General features: G+C 69.8%; 8 protein-coding genes. 5 read left to right on the top strand and 3 right to left on the bottom strand.

What is annotated here, in order from left to right; all coding sequences use genetic code 11:
• Positions 1-56: 56 nt before the first annotated feature.
• The 4 genes from AC1PME_RS02430 to AC1PME_RS02415 all read left to right on the top strand — a co-directional run bounded on the left by AC1PME_RS02430 (position 57) and on the right by AC1PME_RS02415 (position 4785).
• The gene (locus tag AC1PME_RS02430; protein WP_481098054.1) at positions 57-1052 is read left to right on the top strand and encodes a LacI family DNA-binding transcriptional regulator; all 996 of its coding nucleotides are present in this window, start codon (positions 57-59) and stop codon (positions 1050-1052) included.
• A 1142-nt stretch (positions 1053-2194) separates the two neighbouring features.
• On the top strand, positions 2195-2908 hold the full coding sequence (locus AC1PME_RS02425) for a L,D-transpeptidase family protein (protein WP_481098053.1): 714 nt from the start codon (positions 2195-2197) through the stop codon (positions 2906-2908).
• Positions 2905-4200 carry an APC family permease gene (locus AC1PME_RS02420; protein ID WP_481097183.1) on the top strand — a complete coding sequence of 432 codons (1296 nt, stop codon included), beginning with the start codon at positions 2905-2907 and terminating at the stop codon, positions 4198-4200. Before AC1PME_RS02425 ends, AC1PME_RS02420 begins: the two co-directional genes overlap by 4 nt.
• A gap of 87 nt (positions 4201-4287) precedes the next feature.
• Complete coding sequence (locus AC1PME_RS02415) at positions 4288-4785, top strand: hypothetical protein (RefSeq protein ID WP_254460109.1); 498 nt, start codon at positions 4288-4290, stop codon at positions 4783-4785.
• 135 nt (positions 4786-4920) lie between these two features.
• Here the strand turns inward: AC1PME_RS02415 and AC1PME_RS02410 are convergent, their stop codons facing one another.
• Positions 4921-5424, bottom strand: a complete 504-nt coding sequence (locus AC1PME_RS02410) for a CcdC protein domain-containing protein (RefSeq protein WP_481097182.1) — start codon at positions 5422-5424, stop codon at positions 4921-4923.
• 169 nt (positions 5425-5593) lie between these two features.
• Between AC1PME_RS02410 and AC1PME_RS02405 the strand changes: the two genes are divergently transcribed.
• Positions 5594-5902, top strand: coding sequence for a hypothetical protein (locus AC1PME_RS02405; protein WP_307548154.1), 309 nt, complete (start codon positions 5594-5596; stop codon positions 5900-5902).
• Positions 5903-6869: 967 nt separating this feature from the next.
• Here the strand turns inward: AC1PME_RS02405 and AC1PME_RS02400 are convergent.
• Positions 6870-8015, bottom strand: a complete 1146-nt coding sequence (locus tag AC1PME_RS02400; RefSeq protein WP_481097181.1) for a PQQ-dependent sugar dehydrogenase — start codon at positions 8013-8015, stop codon at positions 6870-6872.
• Positions 8016-8204: 189 nt separating this feature from the next.
• The gene (locus AC1PME_RS02395) at positions 8205-10382 is read right to left on the bottom strand and encodes a glycoside hydrolase family 3 N-terminal domain-containing protein (protein WP_481097180.1); all 2178 of its coding nucleotides are present in this window, start codon (positions 10380-10382) and stop codon (positions 8205-8207) included.
• Between the last annotated feature and the right edge of the window lie 193 nt (positions 10383-10575).

Here is a 10575-nt window from a genome sequence, read left to right as displayed (position 1 = left end):
GAAAAGGCAGCGCCATCACCATCGAAGCCGTCGCGGCGCACGCAGGCGTCTCGCCCATGACCGTCTCGCGCGTCATCCATGGCCACGCCGGCGTGCGCGAGCACACGCGCGAGCAGGTAATGCGCAGCGTGCACGCGTTGGACTACCGGCCCAACCCGGCCGCAAGCGCGCTCGCCGCGGCGCAGCACACCTGCATCGCGTTGATCTACACCAATCCCAGCTCCAGCTATCTGCGCGAACTGCTGGTGGGCGCACTGCGCGGCTCCACCCGCGTGGCGGCGCAGCTGGTGATCGCCACCTGGGATGGACTGGGTCCTCGCGCGCGTCGCGAGGCCGCGCGAGCACTCTGCGCCAGCGTGGCGGGGGTGATTCTCCCTGCACCGCTGTGCGACTCGAAGGCCATCGTTGCCGCGTTCGTGGAGGCCGGAATTCCCGTCGTCTCCATCGCGTCCAGCCGGTTCAGCGACAGGATCTCCTGCGTGCGCATCGACGACCGTCGTGCCAGCCATGACATGGTCTCGCACCTGATCGCGCACGGGCATACCCGCATCGGCTACATCACTGGCGACCGGAACCAGAGCGCCAGTGCGCACCGCTGGCAGGGCTACCGCGATGCCCTGGCCGATGCGGGCATCGACTATGACGACGCACTCGTGCAGCGCGGCGACTTCACTTATCGCGCCGGACTCGAGGCCGCCGAACGGCTGTTGGCGCTGCAGCCACGCCCCAGCGCGATTTTCGCGAGCAACGACGACATGGCCTCGGCGGTGGTGTCGGTGGCGCATCGTCGCCGCCTGAAGGTGCCGGAGGATCTGTCGGTGGTGGGGTTCGACGACACGTCGGCGTCGACGATGGTGTGGCCGGAGCTGACCACGATCCATCAGCCGGTGGCGGACATGACCGACACGGCCATCGATCTGCTGCTGCGCGAGATCCGGCAGGCTGCTGGCGTGGAGCGCGTCCGCGTCAATCACGTGGTGCCGCACCGCCTGATCACGCGCGATTCCGTCTCGGGGCCGTGGGTGGTTCGCGTGCCATCGGGCGAACCGTGAGGCCGGCGCACTGGCGGTGCTGTCGCAGGTGTCGCTTTGGCTTTGGCTTTGGCTGTTGCTGTTGCCGTTGCTCCTGATGTTGCTGTTGCTGTTGCTTTTGCTGTTGCTGTTGCCCTTGCTTCTGCTGTTGCCGTTGTTCTGGCTTTTGACTTACCGGGTTCCCTTCCGAAGCGGCGGCCAGCCCGGGGAAAAACCCCGAAGGGGCGGCGCACAGGGATGTGCGCCGTCCGCGGCAGGGGCAGGATGCCCCTTCCGCGGATCCCCGGGCTGGACGCGGACCCGGAGCGCGTTAGCGCGGAGGGCGCGAGGCAGGGTGTGCTTTCTTTTGGTTACTTTTCTTTGCACAAGCAAAGAAAAGTAACTCGCCGCAAGGCGAAAGCTTTGCTCTTGCTCTTGCTCTTGCTGCTGCTAGATGTAGGAGCGACTTGAGCGGCGACAGGCACTACCGATTACGTCGGTCGCGGGTGAAGCCGCTCCTACAGAACTTCTCGTCTGACACGCAAAATTCAAACAACAGCAAAGGCTTTCGCCCTAACGGGCGAGTTACTTTGATCAGCCTTCGGCTGCTGAGAAGCACTTCTTTGCTCGCGCAAAGAAAAGGTAACCAAAAGAAAGCGCGCCCTGCCTACGCGCCCTCCGCGCTGCGCGCTCCGGGTCCGCGAACCAGACGGGATCCGCGGAAGGGGCATCCTGCCCCTGCCGCGGACGGCGCACATCCCTGTGCGCCGCCCTTCGGGTTTTTCCCGCCTGGTTCGCCGCTTCGGAAGGGAACCCGGTAAGTCAAAAGCCAAAACGACAGCAACGGCAACGGCAACGGCAACGGCATGGATCAGCTTGCCCAGGTGCAGCACAGGCACTCACAACACAACACCGATACCACCGCCCGCACGTCGCCAGCACAGACACCACCCGCCATCCACTGCATCGGCCGAGTTGCCGGCAAGCTAGCGGCACCAGCGCACGCCATCCGCCTCGCAACTGCGCTACCGTTCACCCATTGCGCGCCCCACGCGCCCATGCCGCCACCGGAGATGCCCATGCCCCTGCTCCATCGGTCCCCTGCCACGCCACTGCATGCCGGCCACCATCGCGCCTGGCGCATCGGCCTGGCCCTGCTGTGCGCCCTGATCGCCGCGCCCGGCATGGCCGCCGACACCGGTACCGTGCCCGCCTTGCAGCGCGCGCAGCAGCTGATCCTGGTGCTGGCGCCGGACTGGGACAGCCCGCAGGGGCAGTTGCAGGCGTTCGAGCGCGATGCGCAGGGGTGGCGCGCGCATGGGCAGGCCTTCGACGTGAGCCTCGGCCGCCACGGCAGCGCCTGGGGCCTGGGCCTGCATCCGGCGCAAGACGACGGCCCGCAGAAACGCGAAGGCGACGGCCGTAGCCCGGCCGGGGTGTTCACCATCGGTGAAGCCTTCGGCTACGCGTCGCGCATCGACAGCGCCATGCCCTACCAGGCGATGCGGCAGAGCAACTACTGCATCGACGTGCCCGGCTCGCCGCTGTACAACCAGATCGTCGATGCCGACAAGGTCGGCAGCGCCGCCGTCGCCGGATCCACCGAACCGATGCGCCTGGACCTCCAGCACGACGGCGATCAGCGTTACCGCCAAGGCTTCGTGATCCAGCACAACGCGCAGGCCACGCCGGGCGCCGGCAGCTGCATCTTCGCCCACCTGTGGCGCGCACCCGGCGCGCCCACCGCCGGCTGCACCGCGATGCAACCGGCCGACATGCAGGGCCTGCTGGCGTGGCTGCGGCCGTCGGCGGCGCCGCTGTTCGTGCTGCTGCCGCGCGACGCCTACCGTCGCCTGCAGGCCGACTGGTCGCTGCCCGCCGTGGAGCCGGCACCATGAGCCAGGTGCCCGCACCCGGGCTGGTCCGTGCGGTCAGCCGCTGGCAGATCGTCGGGCTGTCGATCAACGACGTGATCGGCAGCGGCATCTATCTGCTGCCGGCGGCCACCGCCGCCCTGCTCGGCCCGCTGAGCCTGTGGGCAGTGCTGCTGGCCGGCGTGGCGGTGGCCCTGCTGGTGCTGTGCTACGCGCAGGCGGCCAGCTACTTCGACGAGCCCGGCGGCAGCTACCTGTACGCACGCGAGGCGTTCGGCCGCTTCGCCGGCTTCGAGATCGGCTGGATGATCTGGCTGACCCGGATCAGTTCGGCGGCGGCGCTGAGCAACGGCCTGGCCGATGCGGTGGTGCGCTTCTGGCCGGCCGCGGCCGGCGGCGGCGTGCGCCTGGGCATCGTGGTCGGCTCGCTCGGCCTGCTCACCGCGATCAACGTGATCGGGGTGAAGTCGGCCGCACGCACCGGCGTGGCGCTGGTGATCGGCAAGCTGGTGCCGCTGCTGCTGTTCGTGGCCATCGGCGCGTTCTACGTGGACTGGTCGTGGGCGTTCTCGGGCAAGACCCCGGACCCGCGCGATGTCGGCAACCTCGGCGAGGCGGCGTTGCTGCTGCTGTTCGCCTACGCCGGGTTCGAGAACATCCCCGCCGCCGCCGGCGAGTACCGCAACCCGCGCCGCGACGTGCCGTTCGCGCTGATCACCATGATCGTCACCGTCACCCTGATCTATGCCGCGGTGCAGGTGGTGGCGCAGGGCACCTTGCCCAACGTGGCGCAGTCGGCGACGCCGCTGGCCGATGCCGCCAGCGGTTTCGGCGGCGAAGCCCTGGCACTGATCCTCACCGTCGGCGCCACCATCTCCATCCTCGGCACCACCAGCAACACGGTGATGCTCGGGCCGCGTTTCCTGTTCGCGCTGGCCAAGGACGGCTATGGCCCGGCGTTCCTGGCGCGGGTGCACCCGCGCTTCCGCACGCCGGCCGCGGCGATCCTGCTGCAGGGCGTGCTGTCGCTGGCATTGGCCGTGTCCGGCTCGTTCGTGCAGTTGGCGCTGCTGTCGATGGTCACCCGCCTGTTCGCCTACATCGGCACCGCCGCGGCGGTGCTGGTGCTGGCCCGGCGCTATCGCGACCGGCCGGGCGCGCTGCGCCTGCCGGGCGGGCCGCTGATCCCGCTGGCGGCGCTGCTGCTGGCGCTGGCCTTGCTGCTCAGCGCCAGTTGGCAGAACCTGGCCGCGGCGGCAGTGGCGCTGCTGATCGGCGCGCTGTTCTATCGGTTCCCGCGCAAGGACGCGGCGTGAACGCCTTCACGCCGCCTTGCGCGCAGGTCACGCGCGGATAACCGCGGCGCCCCGACGCTGGACGCCCGCCAGCACGAGCCGCCCGCCATGAAACGACGCCGCGTCTACAGCGCTCCGGATCTGCCCACCGCCACCCGTGCGCTGCAGGCCGCGCGCGGCGCCGGCCTCGACAACGACGACCTGTCGCTGGTCGCACGCGGCGACATCGAACTGGAGGCCATCCCCGACGACCGCAAGGAAGGCAAGACCGACACTGTGCCGGCCGCCGCACGCGGCGCGCTGGGCGGCGGCGCCGCCGGGCTGCTGGCCGGGCTGGCGGCGATCGCGGTGCCGCCGCTGGGCATCACCCTGGCCGGCGCCGGGGTGATGGCCATCGCCGGTGCGCTGGTCGGCAGTTGGTCCTCGGCGCTGGTCGGGTCCACCGTGCCGGACCCGGTGCGGCGCAACTTCGAAGAGGAAATCGAGGCCGGCCGCATCCTGGTGGTGGTCGAAGGCGAACCGGACCAGTTGGACGCGGCCGATGCGCCGCTGCGCGCGGCCGGCACCACGGTCTTACCCTACGAAGCGGCAGCTGCCGCGCACTGAGGCCACAGCACGGAGCGAACCGCGCCATGCGCGAGTGCTCCGCGGCGCACGGCGTCGTGCTCGACGGTCCGCGCGGCCCGAGGATCCACCGAGACGATCGCCCTGGCGTCGTCATCGGCGCGGGTATGCCGGCGATCAGGCCGGGGGCAACGCGCGCATGCGCACGAACAGGCCCGCGGCGTACACCAGCCCGTAGGCGATCAGCGCCGCGGCGATGCTCATGGTCAGCGGACTGGCGTTCTGCAGGGTCTGCGCGCTGCCACCGGCAAAGGCGCCGCTGGCCCAGCGCCAGGCCAGGCGCCCGAGCAACAGCACGCTCAGCGCGGCGCCGATCCACGGATTGGGCGTGTACCAGCGCGCGCCGTCCTGCAGTTCGATGCGGGTGTGGTGCAGGGCGAAGGCGCCCAGCGCGGCACCGGCTACGGCGCCCAGCGCCATGCCCACGCGCACACCAGGCAGATGCGCGGCCAACCAGGTCAGCAGAACCGCGACCACCACCAGGAACCCCAGCCGCACGCCGGTGCGCCGCGGCTGCCACGGCTGGCGGCCGAAGTAGCGGCGGATGCGCCGGTAGTACAGCCAGCCGACGCCGGCGGTGGCCAGGTACGGGGTCAACGAGGCGATGCCGGTGGCGGCCATGGGGTCTGCCGGGAAGAGGAAGGAAGTAGCGCGGATCGTAAGCCAGCGCGCGCGCCGGCGCAGCCTGCCGGAAGGCATGAATGTTTCATACCGCGATCACGCCACGCAGGGACCGCATTAACGCCCGTTTGGCTAGCGTGACCCACCGTCACACCAACGGAGACCTACGATGAGCGTTCCGTATCAGATTCCCGGCCGCGCGCCCAACGACGAGGATCGCAACAGCGTCTCGCAGTACTGGCGCGATCGTTTCGCCGACGAGCCCTACTACAGCGAAGGCGAGCGGTTCGAGGACTACGAGCCCGCCTATCACGCCGGCCACGAGGCGCGTATCCGCGACTTCAACCGCGCCTACGAGCAGGTGGAAGCGGAACTGCACCGCGACTGGGACCAGAACAAGGGGTCGCAGACGCTGAGCTGGAGCAAGGCCCGCCACGCGGTGCGCCGCGCCTGGGAGCGCGCTGGCAACGGGGAGTAAGGCGAGCGCGCCACGTTGCCCGATGGCATCGTGACGCCACCGTAGGAGCGGCTTCAGCCGCGACCGGCAGGTGTGATCCACCAGCACGCCGTCGCGGCTAAAGCCGCTCTTACGAACGTTGCGGGCGACGCGGCAGCAACGTTGCGGCGGCCTCGGCTTGAGCAGCAGCCAATGTCGTAAAGCGTGTCGACCGCGCGAACGACGCGGCCCTGAAACGACGGGTTCACCGCCATCCGGCACGCACTCGCGGCTATCTCGAAATGGCGTGTCGAAATGGCGTAGGAGCGACTTCAGGGCACCTCGAAAAACGCCAGGACGCGTCCCATAGAAGCGGCTTCAGCCGCGACCGGGCGTTCCCGGTAAGCCCGTGGCGGTAACAGGGCAAACTGCATGCAGTTTGATTGTCGCGGAAGCAGGTTATTCGAGGTGCTCTTCAGTTGCGACGAACGAAGAGAAAAGGATTGCCATGTCACATGTCGTCGGGACTGAAGTCCCTCCCACAACGCGCCTGCGTGCATCTTCGTCCGCTTGGGTGCGGCCACGGCGCCGGATGGACTCGGACCATCGGCGATGATGGGCATTCCCGGGAACACCTGTCGCGGCTGAAGCCGCTCGTATAGGACAAGCTGCATCCGGCTTGCCCGGCTTGATTGTCGCGAAAGCAGGTTAATCGAGGTGCCGTTAAGCCACGACGGGCTTCCTGGGAACACCTGTCGCGGCTGAAGCCGCGCCTACGAGAAATGCATGCGGTCTTGCGGCCGGGAAGTCCGTCTTGCTTTCAGCACGACCGCCAATCGCGGATGGTTGTCGCCGCGTCATCGACGACGCGAGGTGGATCACTCGCGGTGCATCGCGGTGGGATCACCCACGTCCAGCCGCGCGGAATAAAGCCACGGCACCGACGACCGCGTACACCAGCATGCCGCTCGCCCGGCAGCGGCGGAACAGCCGCTGCCGGGTGCTTCCCTCAGCTTTCCAGCGGCTGCAACTTCAGCAAGCGCCCACCGGCGCCGTCTTCCAGCAGCCACAGCGCGCCGTCCGGTCCCTGCTCCACTTCGCGGATGCGCTTGCCCATGTCGTAACGCGCCGCGTCGCGTGCGGTCTCGCCGTTGAACTCGATCCGCACCAGCGACTGCGAAGACAGCCCGCCGATAAAACCGTTGCCGCGCCATTGCGGGAAGCGGCTGCCGTTGTAGATGACGAAGCCGGCCGGCGAGATCACCGGCGTCCAGCTCACCTTCGGCGCGGCGAATTCCGGGCGCGTGCTGTGGTCGGGGATCGGGCGGCCGTCGTAATGGTCGCCGTTGGACACGATCGGATAACCGTAGTTGGCGCCGCGCTGGATCAGGTTCAGTTCGTCGCCGCCGGCCGGGCCCATCTCGTGCTCCCACAGCCGACCGTTGGCGTCGAAGGCCAGGCCGAGCACGTTGCGGTGGCCGAGCGACCAGACCTGGGCCGCGACGCCGCCGCGGTTGGCGAACGGGTTGTCGGCCGGCACGCTGCCGTCGTCGTTGAGGCGCACGATCTTGCCCAGGTTGCCGCTCATGTCCTGCGCCGGATCGAACTTCTGCCGCTCGCTGGAGCTGATCCACAGCTTGCCGTCCGGGCCGAACGCCAGCCGGTGGCCGAAGTGGCCGTTGCCGGACACCTTGGGCTGCTGCCGCCAGATCACCTGCTGCTGCGACAGGCTGCCGCTGCCGTTGCTGTCCAGGGTCAGCTTGGCGCGCATCACCGCCGCGCCGCGGGTGTCGCCGCTGCCGGGTTCGGCATAGCTCAAATAGACCCAGCCGTTCTTGGCGAAGCCCGGATGCGGCAGCACGTCGCCCAGGCCGCCCTGGCCGCCGTAGGCCACCGTCGGCACGCCGCTGACCGTGCCGGTGTGACCGCTGACCGGGTCGATGCGCTTGAGCGTGCCGCCCTTCTCGCTGATCAGCGCGCTGCCGTCGGGCAGGAAACTCATCGCCCACGGTTCGTCGAAGGTGGCGACCGGCGTCGCCGAAAACGGCCAGTCGCTGCGCCGTTCGGCCGTCTTCTCGGCGGGCGCGGCATGGGCTGCCGAGATCGCCAGGCTCATGGCCAGCGCGCAAGCCAAACCCAGGGGAGTCCGTTGCATGACGTGCACCTATCGGTTGGGGTCGAAGCCCGAACCTAGCAGACCCCGCGTGCACGACAAGCATGACGCGGCCAGGGCGTGGCCGCGATCACGTCACCGCGACGGCTCCGGTAGACACGTCGCGTCGTCAAGAAGCTCGCCGCGGCGGCGGCAGGCGCTGCCACCGCGCACGGCGCCGCACCGCCGCGATCAGCCCTGCGGCAGCAGCTCGAAGGCGACCGGCTCGCCGCTGGCCGCCGACGCGCACACCCACAGGTCGAACATGCCCGGCTCGGCCGCACACTGCCCGTCGCGGCCGGTGAAGGCCAGCGCGTGGCGGTCGAGGGTGAAGCTGACCTCCATGCCCTCGCCCGCCGCCAGCCGCACCTTGCGGAACGCCTTCAGCTCGCGCACCGGGCGCACCCGGCTGGCGACGCGGTCGTGGATGTACAGCTGCACCACTTCCTCGCCCTCGCGCGCGCCGACGTTGTCGATGCGCGTGGTCACGGTCAGGGTGTCGTCCCAGCCGACCCGGGTGCGGTCCAGCTGCGGTGCGCCGTAGGCGAACTGCGTGTAGCTGAGGCCATGGCCGAACGGATACAGCGGCGCGTTCGGCACCTCGCGCCAGCGCGCCTTGAACTCGCTCATCGTCGGCAGTTCCGGGCGGCCGGTGCGCGGATGGTTGTAGAAGTACGGCTGCTGCCCGGCATCCAGCGGGAAGCTCACCGGCAGGCGCGCGGACGGGTTGTAGTCGCCGAACAGCACGTCGGCCACCGCCGGGCCGGTCTGCGTGCCCAGGTACCAGGTCACCGCGATCGCCGCGGCGTCGCGCACCGCGCCCTGCAGCGCCAGCGCGCGGCCGTTGCGCAGCAGCACCACCAGCGGCGTGCCGGTGGCGGCGACCGCCTCGGCCAACGCCTGCTGCGCCGGCGGCAGCACGATCTGCGTGCGCGACTGCGCCTCGCCGCTGTAGCGCTGCGGCTCGCCCAGCGCCAGCACCACCACGTCGGCGGCGCGCGCGGCGGCCACCGCCGCGGCGATGCCACCGTCCAGCGGCGCTTCCAGCGCGCAGCCGGGCACCACGGTCAGCGCCTGCGCGTCGTCCAGCGCCGCGCGCACACCGGCTTCCAGGGTCACGTAGCGGCTCTTGTCGCCGAACAGGGTCCAGCACCCCTCGATGTTGTCGCGGTCCTGCACGAACGGGCCGATCAGCGCGATCTTCTGCCCCTGCTTGCGCAGCGGCAGCACCGGGCCGTCGTTCTTCAGCAGCACGATCGAACGCCGCGCCGCGTCGCGCGCCAGCGCATCGTGCGCAGCGATGTGCGACGGGTCGGCCTCGCGCGCCGGGTCCAGCGAGCGGTACGGATCGTCGAGCAGGCCGATCGCCTCCTTCAGTTCCAGCACGCGGCGCACCGACGCATCCAGCAGCGCCATCGGCACCTCGCCGTCCTCCACCAGCGACGGCAGGTGCGCGGCGTAGAAGCCGCTCTGCATGCTCATGTCCATGCCGGCCAGGAACGCCTTCTTGGTCGCGTCGCGCTCGTCGGCGGCATAGCCGTGCGCGATCAGCTCCATGTCGGCGGTGTAGTCGGAGATCACCACGCCGGGAAACTTCCACTCGCCGCGCAGGATCTCGGTCAGCAGCTCGTGGTTGGCGCTGGCCGGCACACCGTTGATGTCGTTGAAGGAGGTCATCACGCTCAGCGCGCCAGCGCCGAAGGCGGCCTGGAACGGCGGCAGGTGCACGTCGCGCAGGGTCTGCGGGGCGATGTCGACGCTGGCGTACTCCATGCCCGCGGCGACCGCGCCGTAGGCGGCGAAGTGCTTGGGCGTGGCCAGCAGCGCATCGGCGGCGCGCAGGTCCGGCCCATGGAAGCCGCGCACCCGCGCGGCGGCGAACGCGCAGCCCAGCACCACGTCCTCGCCGGCGCCCTCGGCGCCGCGGCCCCAGCGCTGGTCGCGGGCGATGTCCACCGCCGGCGCGTAGGTCCAGTGGATGCCGGCGGCGGTGGCCTCGATCGCGGTGGCGCGCGCGGTGCGCTCGGCCAGTTCCGGCTCGAAGCTGGCGGCCTCGCCCAGCGGGATCGGGAACACCGTGCGCATCCCGTGGATCACGTCCGCGGCCAGGATCACTGGGATGCCCAGCCGGCTTTCCTCCAGCGCCACCTGCTGGATGCGCCGCCCCAGCTCGGCGCCCACGCCGTTGAACAGCGAGCCGACCCGGCCGGCGCGCACCTGCTGCAGCACCTCGTCGGCATTGCGGACGTTGGCTTCCGGATTCACGTCGGGGGCGAACGGGCGCACCATGTCGGCGAAAACGCCGAGCTGGCCGACCTTCTCCTCGACGGTCATGCGGGCGATGAGCGATTCGATACGATCCGAAGCCATGGGGTCCTTTGAGAAAACGTTTACATAGCCGTCAATTCTAGCTCTGCGGCCAGACGATGGGGCAAGTTCCGGCGTCGGAATCGCCTATTCAGAAAACTGTCTACCGCCCGGATCCGGCGCGGTCGCCGCGCGACCATACGCCGACGCACGTGCGCCGCCTAGAGGGGCGCGATGATGGGCCCGGCGCGGCGTG

It is taken from the genome of Xanthomonas sp. NCPPB 901, assembly GCF_056725085.1.
Note: the sequence above shows the minus strand (reverse complement) of the source record. Positions and strands in the feature narration are given on the sequence as shown.